General features: G+C 71.2%; 18 protein-coding genes and 2 riboswitches. Of the genes, 11 read left to right on the top strand and 7 right to left on the bottom strand.

The window, feature by feature from the left end:
* The first annotated feature begins 27 nt into the window (after positions 1-27).
* The 5 genes from OG956_RS10635 to OG956_RS10615 all read left to right on the top strand — a co-directional run bounded on the left by OG956_RS10635 (position 28) and on the right by OG956_RS10615 (position 4,045).
* Positions 28-795, top strand: coding sequence for an enoyl-CoA hydratase/isomerase family protein (locus tag OG956_RS10635; protein ID WP_330337708.1), 768 nt, complete (start codon positions 28-30; stop codon positions 793-795).
* Between the two features lie 298 nt (positions 796-1,093).
* Positions 1,094-1,597 (top strand): ATP-binding protein, encoded by a 504-nt coding sequence (locus tag OG956_RS10630; RefSeq protein ID WP_330337707.1) that lies wholly within the window; start codon positions 1,094-1,096, stop codon positions 1,595-1,597.
* Between the two features lie 85 nt (positions 1,598-1,682).
* The gene (locus OG956_RS10625) at positions 1,683-2,498 is read left to right on the top strand and encodes a polysaccharide deacetylase family protein (RefSeq protein ID WP_330337706.1); all 816 of its coding nucleotides are present in this window, start codon (positions 1,683-1,685) and stop codon (positions 2,496-2,498) included.
* Positions 2,498-3,685: a YVTN family beta-propeller repeat protein gene (locus OG956_RS10620; protein ID WP_330337705.1), complete on the top strand. Its 1,188-nt coding sequence runs from the start codon at positions 2,498-2,500 to the stop codon at positions 3,683-3,685. The genes OG956_RS10625 and OG956_RS10620 overlap by 1 nt, the downstream gene beginning before the upstream one ends.
* A gap of 147 nt (positions 3,686-3,832) precedes the next feature.
* Positions 3,833-4,045: an EF-hand domain-containing protein gene (locus OG956_RS10615; RefSeq protein ID WP_330337704.1), complete on the top strand. Its 213-nt coding sequence runs from the start codon at positions 3,833-3,835 to the stop codon at positions 4,043-4,045.
* Positions 4,046-4,159: 114 nt separating this feature from the next.
* Here OG956_RS10615 and OG956_RS10610 read toward each other — a convergent pair whose 3' ends face one another.
* Complete coding sequence (locus tag OG956_RS10610; RefSeq protein WP_330337703.1) at positions 4,160-4,399, bottom strand: hypothetical protein; 240 nt, start codon at positions 4,397-4,399, stop codon at positions 4,160-4,162.
* A 33-nt stretch (positions 4,400-4,432) separates the two neighbouring features.
* On the opposite strand from OG956_RS10610, the gene OG956_RS10605 reads away from it, so the two are divergent.
* Complete coding sequence (locus OG956_RS10605; RefSeq protein WP_330337702.1) at positions 4,433-5,095, top strand: NADPH-dependent F420 reductase; 663 nt, start codon at positions 4,433-4,435, stop codon at positions 5,093-5,095.
* A gap of 6 nt (positions 5,096-5,101) precedes the next feature.
* On the opposite strand, the gene OG956_RS10600 is transcribed toward OG956_RS10605, so the two are convergent.
* The gene (locus tag OG956_RS10600; protein WP_330337701.1) at positions 5,102-5,656 is read right to left on the bottom strand and encodes a glycoside hydrolase family 25 protein; all 555 of its coding nucleotides are present in this window, start codon (positions 5,654-5,656) and stop codon (positions 5,102-5,104) included.
* A gap of 36 nt (positions 5,657-5,692) precedes the next feature.
* Positions 5,693-6,730 (bottom strand): phosphatidylinositol-specific phospholipase C domain-containing protein, encoded by a 1,038-nt coding sequence (locus OG956_RS10595; RefSeq protein ID WP_330337700.1) that lies wholly within the window; start codon positions 6,728-6,730, stop codon positions 5,693-5,695.
* Between the two features lie 153 nt (positions 6,731-6,883).
* On the opposite strand from OG956_RS10595, the gene OG956_RS10590 reads away from it, so the two are divergent.
* The 3 genes from OG956_RS10590 to OG956_RS10580 are packed head-to-tail and all read left to right on the top strand — an operon-like array spanning position 6,884 to position 8,281.
* On the top strand, positions 6,884-7,063 hold the full coding sequence (locus OG956_RS10590) for a CopG family transcriptional regulator (protein ID WP_330337699.1): 180 nt from the start codon (positions 6,884-6,886) through the stop codon (positions 7,061-7,063).
* A gap of 1 nt (position 7,064) precedes the next feature.
* Positions 7,065-7,409, top strand: a complete 345-nt coding sequence (locus OG956_RS10585) for a VOC family protein (RefSeq protein WP_330337698.1) — start codon at positions 7,065-7,067, stop codon at positions 7,407-7,409.
* Between the two features lie 20 nt (positions 7,410-7,429).
* Entirely contained in the window at positions 7,430-8,281 is an 852-nt protein-coding gene (locus OG956_RS10580) for a class I SAM-dependent methyltransferase (RefSeq protein ID WP_330337697.1), read from the top strand.
* A 12-nt stretch (positions 8,282-8,293) separates the two neighbouring features.
* Here OG956_RS10580 and OG956_RS10575 read toward each other — a convergent pair whose 3' ends face one another.
* The 4 genes from OG956_RS10575 to gcvT all read right to left on the bottom strand — a co-directional run bounded on the left by OG956_RS10575 (position 8,294) and on the right by gcvT (position 12,634).
* Positions 8,294-9,661 (bottom strand): L-serine ammonia-lyase, encoded by a 1,368-nt coding sequence (locus OG956_RS10575; protein ID WP_330337696.1) that lies wholly within the window; start codon positions 9,659-9,661, stop codon positions 8,294-8,296.
* A gap of 85 nt (positions 9,662-9,746) precedes the next feature.
* A complete protein-coding gene (gene glyA / locus OG956_RS10570) occupies positions 9,747-11,015 on the bottom strand; it encodes a serine hydroxymethyltransferase (protein WP_330337695.1) in 1,269 nt (422 codons plus the stop codon).
* A gap of 14 nt (positions 11,016-11,029) precedes the next feature.
* Complete coding sequence (gcvH, locus tag OG956_RS10565) at positions 11,030-11,407, bottom strand: glycine cleavage system protein GcvH (protein ID WP_330337694.1); 378 nt, start codon at positions 11,405-11,407, stop codon at positions 11,030-11,032.
* 108 nt (positions 11,408-11,515) lie between these two features.
* Positions 11,516-12,634: a glycine cleavage system aminomethyltransferase GcvT gene (gene gcvT / locus OG956_RS10560; protein WP_330337693.1), complete on the bottom strand. Its 1,119-nt coding sequence runs from the start codon at positions 12,632-12,634 to the stop codon at positions 11,516-11,518.
* Positions 12,635-12,678: 44 nt separating this feature from the next.
* Positions 12,679-12,793: riboswitch (glycine riboswitch) on the bottom strand.
* Positions 12,794-12,893, bottom strand: a riboswitch (glycine riboswitch).
* Positions 12,894-13,055: 162 nt separating this feature from the next.
* On the opposite strand from gcvT, the gene OG956_RS10555 reads away from it, so the two are divergent.
* Both OG956_RS10555 and OG956_RS10550 read left to right on the top strand, forming a co-directional pair.
* On the top strand, positions 13,056-13,700 hold the full coding sequence (locus OG956_RS10555; RefSeq protein ID WP_443065548.1) for an AAA family ATPase: 645 nt from the start codon (positions 13,056-13,058) through the stop codon (positions 13,698-13,700).
* A 91-nt stretch (positions 13,701-13,791) separates the two neighbouring features.
* A complete protein-coding gene (locus OG956_RS10550; protein ID WP_330337692.1) occupies positions 13,792-14,583 on the top strand; it encodes an enhanced serine sensitivity protein SseB in 792 nt (263 codons plus the stop codon).
* The last annotated feature ends 114 nt before the right edge of the window (positions 14,584-14,697 follow it).

Below are 14,697 nucleotides of genomic sequence, written 5' to 3'. Positions count from 1 at the left end.
GGCGTTAATCCCCGTTAACCTGCCTTCATGACCGTCTCTCTCGAAGTCGCCGAAGGCGTCGGAACCCTGCGTCTGGACCGTCCGCCGATGAACGCGCTGGACATCGCCACCCAGGACCGGCTGAAGGAACTCGCCGAGGAGGCCACGCGCCGCGACGACGTGCGCGCCGTGGTGATCTACGGCGGCGAGCGGGTGTTCGCGGCGGGCGCGGACATCAAGGAGATGCAGAACATGGACCACACCGCGATGGTCCTGCGCGCCCGCGCCCTGCAGGACTCCTTCACGGCCGTGGCCCGCATCCCCAAGCCCGTCGTCGCCGCCATCACCGGCTACGCCCTCGGCGGCGGCTGCGAACTGGCCCTGTGCGCCGACTACCGCATCGCCGCCGAGAACGCCAAGCTCGGCCAGCCCGAGATCCTGCTCGGCCTGATCCCGGGCGCCGGCGGCACTCAGCGGCTGCCCCGGCTGGTCGGCCCCTCCAAGGCCAAGGACCTCATCTTCACCGGCCGCCAGGTCAAGGCCGACGAGGCCCTCGCGATCGGCCTGGTCGACCGCGTCGTCCCGGCCGCCGAGGTCTACGAGCAGGCGCACGCCTGGGCCGCGAGGCTCGCTCAGGGCCCGGCGATCGCCCTGCGCGCGGCGAAGGAGTCCGTGGACACCGGGCTGGAGACCGACATCGACACCGGACTCGCCGTCGAACGCAACTGGTTCGCGGGCCTGTTCGCCACCGAGGACCGCGAGACCGGCATGCGCAGCTTCGTGGAGGAGGGCCCGGGCAAGGCCAAGTTCCGCTAGCAGGGGTGGTGTGATCTTTTCGCCAACTCCTCCGGGCGGCCTTGCAGTTGACGCGTCGTCTGGTCCGTGTCCCTCGATGGGGCGGTTTATGGGAGCCTTAACGCAGCCTTAAACCCGCGTTGTCGAGGGAGACCGACGATTGCCCGGAAGCGAGCCGTCTTCGCAGGTCAATCCGGCCCTACCGGTCGGTGACATGACGTCGGCATATGCCGGACGCCTGGCGGAGAGCGGGGGCGCGCAGGGGGCGTATTCCCCCGGAACGGCCCCGAAGACGGCTCCGGGCCGCCATCATGTTGGCATGGCGGGGCTGGAGGGCATCGAACAGCCGCGGGGACACAGCCGTGCGGCCGCGGCGCGCTGGTCGCCCACGGTCGAGGACGAACAGGCGCTCAAGGCGCTCGAACTGTTCGGCAACCCGACGGAGGCGGAGGTGCCGCTGCCGTCCCGCCCGGAGTCCGCGGCCACCGCCCGCCGGCTCGCCCAGGTCGTCGTACTGCGCACCTGGCGGCTCACCCCCAAGCTCACCGAGGACTGCGTGCTGCTCGTGTCCGAGCTGGTCGGCAACGCCGTACGGCACACCGGCGCCCGGGTCTTCGGCCTGCGGATGCGCCGCCGCCCCGGCTGGATCCGGGTGGAGGTCAGCGACCCCTCGCGCGGCCTGCCCTGCCTGATGCCGGTGCAGGAGATGGACACCAGCGGCCGGGGGCTGTTCCTCGTCGACCGGCTCTCCGACCGCTGGGGAGTGGACCTGCTGCCGAGGGGCAAGACGACGTGGTTCGAGATGCGGGTGGCCGACCGGTGACGCCGGCGTGACCTCCTCGCGGACACGACCCGAAATCATCCTTCTTTCGGGGCAATCGACGGTTTTCTTACCTGACGCCCCTTAAATGGTGCGGGTGACCACGACCAACCGACGCGAAGTGCTGCGCGCGGGCGCCGGGCTCGTCGCCGGCGGCGCGCTCGCCGCCGGTTGCGGCGCGGACCAGACCGCCCGGCCCGGTACCCCCGGCCCCACGTCCCCTTCCGCGTCCCCGTCCGGTACCCCCTCCGCCCCCCGCCAGGCCGGCGCCCACGCCGCGCCCGCCCCCCGCGCCTACCCCGGGCAGCCCGCCCAGATCACCCACGGCCCGCGCACCCGGCCCCAAGTCGCCCTCACCTTCCACGGCCAGGGCGATCCGAAGCTCGCCCACTCCCTGCTCACCGAGGCCGAGAAGGCCGGCGCCCGCCTCACCGTGCTCGCCGTCGGAACCTGGCTGGACGAACACCCCGACATCGCCCGCCGGATCCTCGACGGCGGCCACGACCTCGGCAACCACACGCAGCGCCACATCGCGGTCAACACCCTGCCCGAGGCGGACGCCCGCAGGGAGATCACCGACTGCGCGGACCGGTTGAAGCGGCTCACCGGGTCCATCGGCACCTGGTTCCGCCCCTCCCGCGCACCGACCGCCTCCCCGCTGGTCGCCCGGCTCGCCCGCGCCGCCGGCTACCCGCACGTGCTGTCGTACGACGTCGACTCGCTCGACTACACCCGGCCCGGCGCCGCCGCCGTCACCCGCAAGGTTCTCGCCGACGTGCGCGCCGGGTCGGTGGTGAGCATGCATTTCGGGTACCCGGACACGGTCGCCGCCCTCCCCGACCTCCTCCACGAACTCGGCCGCCGCGGACTGCGCGCGGTCACCACCACGGAGCTGCTGAGCTGATGCGAACCACGAAAGCCGCCCGCCTGCTGGCGGCCGGCGCCGTCCTCACCGCCCTGACACTGCTGTCCGCGTGCAGTACGGGTGCTCAGCACCACGGCAACGACGCCCTCGGCAGCAAGGCGCCGGCCCGCCCGGGCAACGGCAAGCGGCAGGTCGACGTGCTGCCCGGGATGCCGCCGGTCGACAACCCCAGGGACCTCTACGCGGCCGACCGCCCGAACCAACTCTCCCCGGTCGTCAAGGACTTCCCGTCCCGGGTGTACGTCCCCAACACCAACTCCAACACCGTCACCGTCATCGACCCCAAGACGTACGAGGTCATCGACACGCTCCGGGTCGGCCGCCAGCCCCAGCACGTCGTGCCGTCCTGGGACCTGAAGACCCTCTGGGTCAACAACGACCTCGGCAACAGCCTCACCCCGATCGACCCGCGGACCGGCAAGGCGGGCAAGCCGGTCGCCGTGCACGACCCGTACAACCTGTACTTCACGCCCGACGGCAGGTACGCCGTCGTGATGGCCTCCCGGGACCGCGAGCTGGTCTTCCGCGACGCGCACACCATGAAGGTCGTCAAGGCCGTGCCGGTCAGCTGCTACGGCGTCAACCACGCCGACTTCTCGCCCGACGGGCGCTACTTCATCGTCTCCTGCGAGTTCAGCGGCGAGATCCTCAAGGTCGACACCGCGAAGATGAAGGTCGTACGCCAGGAGAAGCTGCCGCACCCCGGAGCGATGCCGCAGGACGTCAAGATCTCCCCGGACGGCAAGCTGTTCTACATCGCCGACATGGTGGCGAACGGCCTGTGGATCCTGGACGGCGACAAGTTCACCCGGCCGAGGTTCCTCTACACCGGCAAGGGCGCCCACGGCCTCTACATCAGCCGCGACTCCCGCGAGATGTACATCTCCAACCGGGGCGAGGGCACCATCTCCGTCTTCGACTTCGCCAGGAACCGGCTCACCAAGAAGTGGCACCTGCCGGGCGGCGGCAGCCCCGACATGGGCGGCGTCTCCGCCGACGGCACCGTCCTGTGGCTGTCCGGCCGCTACAACGCGGAGGTGTACGCCATCGACACCCGCACCGGGAAGGAACTGGCCCGCATCAAGGTCGGCAGCGGCCCGCACGGCCTGGCCGTCTACCCGCAGCCGGGCCGCTACTCGCTCGGCCACACCGGCATCTTCCGCTGACCCCGGACCGGGCGGACACGCCGTCTCCGCGCACGAGGAGGACTTCGCCTGGGTGGTCGCCGCACTCCGTGCTCGTGCGGGCCGTTAATCTGACCTGCGTCAGTACGCCAGCACGGCATGAGAAACACAACCAAAAGGGGCGGATCGGTGGCGGACATCGAGGAAGCACGCAAGCAGTTCCAGCGGATCGACGCGGACGGTGACGGATTCATCACGGCCGCGGAGTTCAAGAGCGCCCTCGCGCAGGGCGGTGACTGGAACGTCACCGAGACCGTCGCGGAGGCCATCATCAAGCAGCGCGACCTCAACGGCGACAAGGTCCTGTCGTTCGACGAGTTCTGGGCGTACCTGAACAAGTGAGGCCTGAACGACCAAGGCCTGAGCACGTGACGCACGGCACCGCGTGACGCAGGGCGCAGGGGGCTCTCCCGGCGGGAGGGCCCCTTCGTCATGCCGTCACGCCCGTCACGCCCGTCATGCCCCGTGCTCGCCGACCTGTTCGCCGAGTTCGCGCCTGTCCTGTGGGAGGGCCCGCTGACCCTGCTCGACCTCACCCGCCTGCGCGAGCACGACGCCACCACCCACGACACCCCGCCTGATGGAGCCGAACCGCCACACCGGCAACATCGTCGTACGGTCGTGAGGACGTTCGGCCGATCGCCGCGGCGGCGGAATAGCGGCCGTACCGACGAGGTTGTCGCCGGACAGACGCATGCACACGCATGCAACGATCCCGGAAGGCGTGTCATGAAGATCGGCATCATCGGCGCGGGGAACATCGGCGGCAACCTCACCCGGCGGCTCACCGCCCTCGGCCACGACGTCACCGTGGCCAACTCCCGCGGCCCCGAGACACTCAGGGAACTGGCCGAGGAGACCGGAGCGACCCCGGTCCGGGCGGAGGACGCGGCAAACGGCGCCGAGGTCGTGGTCGTCACCGTCCCCCTCAAGGCCGTACCCGACCTCCCCTCCGGCCTGCTGGACGGCGCCGCCGAGGGGGCCGCGGTGATCGACACCGGCAACTACTACCCGCAGCAGCGCGACGGCCGGATCGCGGCCATCGAGGACGAGGGCCTCACCGAGAGCCGCTGGACCGAGCAGCACCTGGGGCACCCTGTGATCAAGGCCTTCAACGGCACCTACGCCCAGGACATCCTGGACCGCCCCCGCCCCGCGGGTGACCCCGAGCGCATGGCCCTCCCGGTCGCCGGCGACGACGAGGCGGCCAAGACCAAGGTCCGCGCCCTGATCGACGAACTCGGCTTCGACACGGTCGACGCGGGCGGCATCGACGACTCCTGGCGCCAGCAGCCGGGCACCCCGGTCTACGGCCTCCGCGGAAACAAGGAAGCCGTCAGGAAGGCCCTCGCCGAAGCCACCCCCGACCGCCCGGCAGACTTCCGCGGCTGACCCGCACTACGGCGTGGCCCACTCCTTCAGCGCGGCCTTGCTGGAGAAGTTGGCCACGTCCTTGTCGTGCGGGGTGCTGGTGTACTGGTGGAAGCGCCACTTGGCCTTGATGCGGGGGTGGCCGGCGGTGACGTAGTCGGCGATCCAGAGGCCGTCGCCGGCGTAGGAGGTCGTGTCGACCGTCAGCCAGAAATCGCGATTGCAGTAGAGCACGACCCGGTTGTGCGGCCGCAGGCTCTTCAGGGTGCGGATGAAGTGGTCCTTCTCCGCGTTGCTCGCGTGGGTGCCGTCGCCGGTGGTCTCCCAGTCGACCGCGAGGATGTCGCCGGCGCGCTCGGGGGCGTGCTGGACGAAGTACTCGGCCTGGGCGGTGATGTTGCCGGGCCACAGGAAGTGGTAGAAGCCGACGACCAGTCCGGCGTCGCGGCCTCTTTTGGTCTGGGCGCCGAGCCGCGGATTGACGTACGAACGGCCTTCCGTCGCCTTGATGAAGACGAAGGAGAGGCCGTCCGTGTCGTACGCGGAGGACTGGAAGGCGCTTACGTCGATGCCGTGCAACATGTAGGGGTTCTGCCCCTTGCGTCCCTGTCCGGAACCTCAGCTTCGGGTGGTCACCTCGCTGAGCACCGACGGTGACTTCGCCGACCAGTCGGAGGTGATGATGCTCGCGTGGTCCTTGGCCAACAGGGCGAGCCGTGCGGCTACTTCGGCGTCCGTGGGGTTGGTGGAGGAGATGGCGGGGGAGACGCCGGCGGCGTCGGTCATGATCGAAATGTAGTGGTTCGCGGAGTAGAACGACGTGTCGTACCCGTTGTTGACGTACGTCGCCGCGTCGCCGTCGAAGAACACGAACCAGGGGCGGATCGAGGGGTCGGAGGTCCAGCGGGCCGCCCGCGGGTCGCCGTTCGCCGCGCCCAGCACCGCCGGGAAGGCCTGGGCCTGTGCGATGTTCCCGGCGGCGTACAGGTCGCGCAGGTGGTCGCCGTACTCCTGGTCGGTCCAGTAGTGGTCGAAGGGGTTCTTCATCTCCACGGTGCCGGGGATGACCTCGAAGAGGAACTTGCCCTTGAGGGCGTCGCGGGAGGGCCAGGCGTCGGCCTTGGCGGCCGCGTCCAGGGTGCTGTGGGCGCCGCCCAGCAGGTCGGCCGGCTTGTAGACGCTGCTGCCGAGCTTCTGGCTGATCAGCGTGTCGAACTCGTCCGGGCCGAGCCCGGCGTTGTTGTTGAAGCCGACCTTCATCTCGATCTTGAAGACGATCGGCGGGTGGTCGGGGTGGAGCTGGTTCCAGGCCGCGATGTTGTCGAGGCAGCTGCCGAAGTCCTGGTCGCGGCTGGTGCTGTACAGCTGGCTCGGGGTCTTCGCGGTCTCGCAGTTGTTGTCGTCGCCCCACGGGTTGCTGTGGCTCACCCGCCAGCGCTTGGTGATGCTGTCCGCGTAGATGTCGATCTCGAGCAGCGAGGCGCCCGAGTCCAACGCCTGTGCGAAGTAGGTGTACTTGGACTTGTCGTACGCGTTGTGCGTGCCGATCGCTGTCGTCCCGGAGAACTTCGGCGCCGCCGCGTGGGCGTTGCCCGCCCCCGCCACCAGCAGTCCGGCGGCCCCCACGAGTGCCGCCAGTCGTCTCACCGCACCCATAGCTCAACTCCCCTTTGCTGTCGCCGAGTTGACGGCAGCGTAGGGGTGATCGGTTACTGCGCGGTAGCCCCTGGAGGAACATCAGCCACTCTCGAGCGGCGCGGGGCCGCTCTCCGCTGGCGGCTAGATTGCTAGCATGCTAGCCTCGCGGGTGTGGGTGATGAGGAAGTCAAGCAGTTCAACGTGTACCTGCCGATCGGGCTGATCAAGCAGGTCAAGTACCGCGCCATCGAGTCGGGCATGTCGTTGTCGGCGCTGGTCGCAGAAGCGCTGCGCGCCTACCTCGACGACGCCCATGGACCACGACAGCAGTCGACCGGGAAGGAAACCTGACATGGCGACCGAGGGCATCGAGGCCGTGTTCCTGGAGACCCACAACTGGGGGAAGGCGGCGAAGTTCTTCCAGTCGCTGGGCTACGAACTGGAGTTCGCGACGGATCACAACTCGGGCCAGTTCCGCAACGGTGAAGGCCCGTACGTGTTCATCGCCGAGGTCCCCGAGGACCAGGAGCCGCGCACGCAGATCGTGTTCAAGGTGCCGGACGCCGACGCCTTCCACGCCGGTCCCGGCGTCGAACTGGTCGCGCCGTTCGAGGACACCCACTTCGGCACCCGGATGACGACGGTCCGCGACCCCGACGGACGCCTGTGGAGCCTGCAGGCCCCGGCGGCGAAGTGACCCCGGCGGGAGGCGACGCGATGACGCACGAGACGCCGGACAACACCGCCGTGCGGTGCGCCCTGTGGCGGGCGATGCACGTGCTGGCCGACCCGCCGCCGCATGTGCTGGAGGACGAGATCGGCCTGCGGCTCGTGGCCCCCGGCGACGGCTGGCGCGACCGTCCGGACATGGACCCCGAGGCCACCCGCGGATTCCGGGCCGCCATGGTGGCCCGTGCGCGGTTCCTCGAGGACCTGGTCGCCGAGCAGGCGGACCGGGGCGTGGACCAGTACGTCCTCCTCGGCGCCGGCCTGGACACCTTCGCCCAGCGCGGACAGGGGGCCGCGTCCCGGGTGCACGTCTTCGAGGTCGACCAGCCCGGCACACAGATCTGGAAACGCCGGCGCCTGGTCGAACTCGGCTACGGCATCCCCGACCGGCTGCACCTGGTGCCGGTCGACTTCGAGACGGACGCCGGCAGCTGGCCCGACCGGCTCGTCGCGGCCGGATTCGACCCCGGCCGGCCCGCGGTCGTCGCCTCCGCGGGCGTCAGCATGTACCTCACCAAGGAGGCCACGGCGGCCACCCTGCGCCGGATCGCGGGCTTCGCACCGGGCTCGACCCTCGCCATGACCTTCCTGCTCCCGGAGGATCTGGTGGCCGAGCCCGACCGCCCCGGCCTGCGGGCGAGCCAGGAGGGCGCCCGGGCCTCCGGCACGCCGTTCCTCAGCTTCTACGCCCCGGACGAGATGCTCGCCCTGGCCCGCTCGGCCGGCTTCGAGGAGGCCCGGCACGTCCCGGGCACCGCGCTCGCCGACCGCTACTTCACCGGCCGCCCCGACGGCCTGCGCCCGTCGACCGGGGAGGACCTGCTGCTGGCCGGCACCTGAGCGCGGTCCGGCTCAGCACTCGATGATGTTGACCGCCAGCCCGCCCCGCGCCGTCTCCTTGTACTTGACGGACATGTCCGCGCCGGTGTCCTTCATGGTCTTGATGACCTTGTCCAGGGACACCTTGTGGGAGCCGTCGCCGCGCATGGCCATCTTCGCCGCGGTGACCGCCTTCACCGCGGCCATGCCGTTGCGCTCGATGCACGGGATCTGGACCAGGCCGCCGACCGGGTCGCAGGTCAGGCCGAGGTTGTGCTCCATGCCGATCTCGGCGGCGTTCTCCACCTGCTCGGGGGAGCCGCCGAGGACCTCGGCGAGCGCGCCCGCGGCCATGGAGCAGGCGGAGCCGACCTCGCCCTGGCAGCCGACCTCGGCGCCGGAGATGGAGGCGTTCTCCTTGAAGAGCATGCCGATCGCGCCGGCGGCCAGCAGGAAGCGGACCACGCCGTCCTCGTCGGCGCCGGGCACGAAGTTGATGTAGTAGTGCAGGACGGCCGGGATGATGCCGGCCGCGCCGTTCGTGGGGGCGGTCACCACGCGGCCGCCGGCCGCGTTCTCCTCGTTCACGGCCATCGCGTAGAGGGTGATCCACTCCATGGCGTGGGCCAGCGGGTCGCCCTCGGCGCGCAGCTGGCGGGCGGAGACGGCGGCGCGGCGGCGGACCTTCAGGCCGCCGGGCAGGATGCCCTCGCGGGACAGGCCGCGCTGGACGCACTCGCGCATCACCCGCCAGATCTCCAGCAGGCCCGCGCGGATCTCGTCCTCGGTGCGCCAGGCCCGCTCGTTCTCCAGCATCAGGGAGGAGATCGACAGACCCGTCTCCTTCGTCAGGCGCAGCAGCTCGTCGCCCGTGCGGAAGGGGTACTTCAGGACCGTGTCGTCCAGCTTGATCCGGTCCGCGCCGACCGCGTCCTCGTCCACGACGAAGCCGCCGCCGACCGAGTAGTACGTCTTCGTCAGCAGTTCGGCGCCGGAGGCGTCGTACGCCCACAGGGTCATGCCGTTGGCGTGGTACGGCAGGGCCTTGCGGCGGTGCAGCACGAGGTCCTTGCCGAAGTCGAAGGCGATCTCGTGCTCGGCCAGGAGCGAGATCCGGCCCGCCTGCCTGATCTTCTCCACTCGCTCGTCCGCCGTCTCCACGTCCACCGTGCGCGGGGACGCGCCCTCCAGGCCGAGCAGGACCGCCTTCGGGGTGCCGTGGCCGTGGCCGGTCGCGCCGAGGGAGCCGTACAGCTCGCAGCGCACGGAGGCCACCGAGGGCAGCAGGTCCTCGTTGCGCAGCCGGCGGGCGAACATGCGCGCCGCCCGCATCGGGCCGACCGTGTGGGAGCTGGACGGGCCGATGCCGATCGAGAACAGGTCGAAGACCGAGATGGCCACGGTCACTCCTCAGGAACAGGGGGATGGCGGGGCGCCCTCGCCGGTCCGGCCTCGGGCGCCCCACCGGGGACTTGCTTCGCCGGGACTACTTGTTCAGGCCCGGGTACAGCGGGTGCTTGTCGGCGAGCGCCTTCACGCGCGCCTTGAGGGCCTCCGCGTCGTACGACGGCTTCAGCGCCTCGGCGATCACGTCCGCGACCTCGGCGAAGTCCTCGGCCGTGAAGCCGCGGGTCGCGAGGGCGGGCGTGCCGATCCGCAGCCCGGACGTCACCATCGGGGGCCGCGGGTCGTTCGGGACCGCGTTGCGGTTGACCGTGATCCCGACCTCGTGGAGGCGGTCCTCGGCCTGCTGCCCGTCCAGCTCCGAGGCGCGCAGGTCGACGAGGATGAGGTGCACGTCGGTGCCGCCGGACAGCACGTTCACCCCGGCCTCACGGGCGTCCGCCGCCGTCAGGCGCTCGGCGAGGATGCGGGCACCCTCCACGGTACGACGCTGGCGCTCCTTGAACTCCTCCGAGGCGGCGACCTTGAAGGAGACCGCCTTGGCGGCGATCACGTGCTCCAGGGGGCCGCCCTGGAAGCCGGGGAAGACGGAGGAGTTCAGCTTCTTCGCGAAGTCCTTGCTGCGGGCGAGGATGATGCCGCCGCGCGGACCGCCGAGCGTCTTGTGCGTGGTGGAGGTCACCACGTCGGCGTACGGCACCGGGTTCGCGTGCAGGCCGGCCGCGACCAGGCCCGCGAAGTGCGCCATGTCGACCCACAGGTAGGCGCCGGCCTCGTCGGCGATCCGGCGGAACGCGGCGAAGTCCAGCTCGCGCGGGTACGCCGACCAGCCGGCGATGATCACCTTCGGGCGGTGCTCCTTGGCGAGCCGCTCGACCTCCGCCATGTCGACCAGGCCGGTCTCGGCGTCCACGTGGTAGGCGACCACGTCGAACTGCTTGCCGGAGAAGTTCAGGCGCATGCCGTGGGTGAGGTGGCCGCCGTGCGCCAGGTCCAGGCCGAGGATGGTGTCCCCGGGCTGGGCGAGGGCGAACAGGGCCGCCTGGTTGGCGGAGGCGCCGGAGTGGGGCTGGACGTTGGCGTACTCGGCGCCGAACAGCTCCTTGACCCGGTCGATGGCGATCTGCTCGGCGACGTCGACGTGCTCGCAGCCGCCGTAGTAGCGGCGGCCCGGGTAGCCCTCGGCGTACTTGTTGGTGAGGACGGAGCCCTGCGCCTCCATCACCGCGAGCGGCGCGAAGTTCTCGGAGGCGATCATCTCCAGCGTGGACTGCTGGCGGCCGAGCTCGGCGTCGACCGCGGCGGCGATCTCCGGGTCCAGCTCGTGCAGGGACGTGTTCAGGACGGTCATACGGCTACGACTCCTCAGCCGGCGTTCTGGGCGGTGTACTCGTCGGCGGAGAGCAGGTCGGCCGGCTCCTCCGTGACGCGCACCTTGAACAGCCAGCCGCCCTCGAAGGGGGCCGAGTTCACCAGCGACGGGTCGTTGACGACGTCCTCGTTGATCTCGACGACCTCACCGGTGACCGGCGAGTACAGGTCGGAGACCGACTTGGTGGACTCCAGCTCGCCGCAGGTCTCGCCCGCGGACACCGTGGAGCCGACCTCGGGGAGCTGGGCGTAGACGACGTCGCCGAGCGCGTTCGCCGCGAACTCGGTGATGCCGACCGTCGACACGCCGTCCTCGGCGGGCGACAGCCACTCGTGCTCCTTGCTGTAGCGCAGCTGCTGGGGGTTGCTCATGGCCTGAATTCTCCTGTACGCGCGGGAGTGATGATGAAGGGGGGACTGCTGGAGCCGCTGTGGGCGGCGGTGACGTGCGCGGGGTCACACAGTGGCCGCGCCCGGTGTCTACTTCTGGCGCTTGTAGAACGGCAGCGCCACGACCTCGTACGGCTCGTGGCTGCCGCGGATGTCCACGCCGACGCCCTCGGTGCCCGGCGCCGCGTGCGCCGCGTCGACGTACGCCATGGCGATCGGCTTGCCCAGGGTGGGGGAGGGGGCGCCGGAGGTGACCTCGCCGATCACCTCGCCGCCGGCGACGACGGCGTACCCGGCGCGCGGGACGCGGCGGCCCTGGGCGACCAGGCCGACGAGGACCCGTGGCGGGTTCTGCTCAGCCCTGGCCGCGGCCTCCCGGAGCGCCTCGCGCCCCACGAAGTCGCCCTCCTTGTCGAACTTCACCACGCGGCCGAGCCCGGCGTCGAAGGGGGTCAGCTCGGTGGTCAGCTCGTGCCCGTACAGCGGCATGCCCGCCTCCAGGCGCAGGGTGTCCCGGCAGGACAGGCCGCAGGGGACGAGGCCGGCGCCCTCGCCGGCCTTGGTCAGCGCCTGCCACAGCTCGACGGCGTGCTCGGGCTTCACGAACAGCTCGAAGCCGTCCTCGCCGGTGTAGCCGGTGCGGGCGATCAGGGCCGGGACGCCGGCGACGGTGCCGGGCAGGCCGGCGTAGTACTTCAGGCCGTCGAGGTCGGCGTCGGTGAGGGACTTCAGGATGCCGGGGGACTCGGGGCCCTGGACGGCGATCAGCGCGTAGGCGTCCCGGTCGTCGCGGACCTCGGCGTCGAAGCCGGCGGCGCGCTCGGTGAGGGCGTCCAGCACGACCTGGGCGTTGGAGGCGTTGGCGACGACCATGTACTCGGTCTCGGCGAGCCGGTAGACGATCAGGTCGTCCAGGATGCCGCCGTCGGCCCGGCAGATCATGGTGTAGCGGGCGCGGCCCACGCCGACGGAGGCGATGTTGCCGACCAGGGCGTGGTTCAGGAACGCGGCGGCCTGGGCGCCGGTGACGGTGATCTCGCCCATGTGGGAGAGGTCGAACAGACCCGCCTTCGTCCGCACGGCGATGTGCTCGTCGCGCTCGGAGCCGTAGCGCAGCGGCATGTCCCAGCCGGCGAAGTCGGTCATCGTCGCACCGAGCGCGCGATGCACGGCATCGAGCGCGGTGTGGCGGAGTTCAGTGCTGCTCATCGGTCGGTCGTCTCCCAGGGCAAAGCAGAACGGGCGAGGAACGTTCCTCCCCATCTGTCATCGGAACCTGAGAGGTTCGCCGGAACCGCCACGGGGGCGATCACGGCTTGCACCTTGGGTGGAGCCACTGGCGTAGAGCGGCCCGCTTTTCAGATGTGCCTCGCCCGCGCGGTAACGGGGCCTGAGAGATTCAAGGGAGGGACTTGCTCCTTCGGCGCCCCGGCATCGGTGCTGCCAGGGACTCTCCCGCGCGGATTCAAGCGGCCGGTATGCAGTTGGCGGCCACATCATCGCACGCCGAGCGGGCTTTTGTAACCGACCTGTGGCAGGCCACGGACGACGCCGACGACATCGCCCATTACCTTCCCTTTACGCACTGCGGGCAGGAAGATTACCGGACCGACAGGGGAGGACGATCACTGTGAACAGGACCCCGGTGTACGCCACCGCCACCACCGGCATCACTGTGCCGAGGCAGCGCCCCGCCCCGGCCCCCGTCGTCCGCGACCTGCGCGACCGCGCCGGCCACGGCCCGCGCACCCTGCGCTTCGGACCCCGCGACCTGGTCGTGATCACCGGCCTGCCCGGCAGCGGCAAGTCCACTCTGATGCGGCGCGCGGTCACCGGCCCCCGCGTCGACTCCCAGGACACCCGTGACCGCTGGGACGCCCGCACCCCCCGTCTCCTGCCGTACGCCCTCTACCGCCCGCTGGTCCGCCTCGCCCACTACGCGGGCCTGCGCCGCGCGCTGCGCACCGGCGAGGGCGTCGTCGTGCACGACTGCGGCACCCAGCCCTGGGTGCGCCGCTGGCTCGCCCGCGAGGCCCGCCGCCGCGGCGCCGCCCTCCACCTGCTGCTGCTCGACGTGGCCCCCGAGACCGCCCGCGAGGGCCAGCGCGAGCGCGGCCGGGGCGTCTCCGCGTACGCCTTCCGCCGCCACCGCCGTACGACCGCCCGGCTGGTCGCCGCGGTCGAGGCGGGCGAGCCGCCCGCCGGCTGCGGCTCGGCGACCCTGCTGGACCGGCCCGCGGCGGACGCCCTGCGCCGGATCGCCTTCACCGCATGAGGCCGCGAACGGATGTCCGAAGGTGAGGAACTGTCACAGCCACCCGCTAGCCTTCATGGCACAGCAGTGGTTCCCAGCAGGCGGTAGGCAGATGGACTTCCCGGCGGACTTTCCCGCGGACTTCCCGGCACAGGCGCACCCCCAGCCGCACGGCGGCTGGCCGGGCAACGAACTGGAGGAGGTGCTCTCGGCCTCCCTCGGCATGCCCGCCGCGGCCGGCCGGATCATCGAGGTGCTGGGCCGCAGCCTGCTGTGGGTCCCGCTGCCCAACGGCGGCGGCCCGGACAGCGGCCCGCTGGACCTGCCCTCGCTGGACATCGACGGCCAGGCCTACGTCCCGGTGTTCAGCTCCGAGGAGCAGCTGCGCCAGGCGGCCGGCTCCCACATGGCGTACGCCATCGCGCCCGCCGTGGAGTTCGCCCGCGGCCTGCCCCCGCAGATCGGCATCGCCGTGAACCCCGACGCGCTGATCGGCATCCCGCTGCCGCCCGCGGCGGTGGCCGAGCTGTGCCGGATCGGCCGCACCCCGCTGGACGGCCCGAACACCGGCGGCCGGGTCCGGCTCTTCGAGCCCGACTGGCAGGACGACCCGGTCGACTTCCTCTCCACCGCGTCCGCCGAGTTCGCCGAGACCGGCGTGGTCCGCACCGCCCGCCGCTGCCTGGCCGCGATCGAGACCGACGAGCCGGTCATGTTCGTGGGCGTCGAGCTCTCCCAGTGGGAGGGCGACCTGCGCGCCCTCCCCCTCCAGGCCCTCGGCAGAGCCCTCGGCAAAGTCCCGGTCAAGTGGCCGGTCAACCTGGTCCTCCTGGACGTCACGGACGACCCGGTGGCGGAGTGGATGAGGGAGAGGGTCCGCCCCTTCTATCAGTACGGCCACTGAGGCGCCCCGAAGGGGCGCGGGGCCGTGTCCGATATGCGGCTCCGCCGCGGGGCGCGCCGAGCCACCACGCACCCGCACCCGCGTACGCACCGGGGCGGCACCCCGGTGGGCGCT

The organism is Streptomyces sp. NBC_00557, from assembly GCF_036345995.1.
In the GTDB taxonomy this organism is placed as follows: Bacteria; Actinomycetota; Actinomycetes; order Streptomycetales; family Streptomycetaceae; genus Streptomyces.
This window is presented reverse-complemented; position numbering and strand designations above follow the sequence as displayed.

Bases quoted from the DNA above. Each gene is read 5' to 3' on its own strand.
- OG956_RS10595 (WP_330337700.1), bottom strand. From the start codon at position 6,730: ATGGGTGCGGTGAGACGACTGGCGGCACTCGTGGGGGCCGCCGGACTG.
- OG956_RS10610 (WP_330337703.1), bottom strand. From the start codon at position 4,399: ATGCGTCTGTCCGGCGACAACCTCGTCGGTACGGCCGCTATTCCGCCG.
- gcvT (WP_330337693.1), bottom strand. From the start codon at position 12,634: ATGAGCAGCACTGAACTCCGCCACACCGCGCTCGATGCCGTGCATCGC.
- OG956_RS10620 (WP_330337705.1), top strand. From the start codon at position 2,498: ATGCGAACCACGAAAGCCGCCCGCCTGCTGGCGGCCGGCGCCGTCCTC.
- gcvH (WP_330337694.1), bottom strand. From the start codon at position 11,407: ATGAGCAACCCCCAGCAGCTGCGCTACAGCAAGGAGCACGAGTGGCTG.
- OG956_RS10635 (WP_330337708.1), top strand. From the start codon at position 28: ATGACCGTCTCTCTCGAAGTCGCCGAAGGCGTCGGAACCCTGCGTCTG.
- glyA (WP_330337695.1), bottom strand. From the start codon at position 11,015: ATGACCGTCCTGAACACGTCCCTGCACGAGCTGGACCCGGAGATCGCC.
- OG956_RS10600 (WP_330337701.1), bottom strand. From the start codon at position 5,656: ATGTTGCACGGCATCGACGTAAGCGCCTTCCAGTCCTCCGCGTACGAC.
- OG956_RS10605 (WP_330337702.1), top strand. From the start codon at position 4,433: ATGAAGATCGGCATCATCGGCGCGGGGAACATCGGCGGCAACCTCACC.
- OG956_RS10585 (WP_330337698.1), top strand. From the start codon at position 7,065: ATGGCGACCGAGGGCATCGAGGCCGTGTTCCTGGAGACCCACAACTGG.
- OG956_RS10580 (WP_330337697.1), top strand. From the start codon at position 7,430: ATGACGCACGAGACGCCGGACAACACCGCCGTGCGGTGCGCCCTGTGG.
- OG956_RS10625 (WP_330337706.1), top strand. From the start codon at position 1,683: ATGGTGCGGGTGACCACGACCAACCGACGCGAAGTGCTGCGCGCGGGC.
- OG956_RS10550 (WP_330337692.1), top strand. From the start codon at position 13,792: ATGGACTTCCCGGCGGACTTTCCCGCGGACTTCCCGGCACAGGCGCAC.
- OG956_RS10630 (WP_330337707.1), top strand. From the start codon at position 1,094: ATGGCGGGGCTGGAGGGCATCGAACAGCCGCGGGGACACAGCCGTGCG.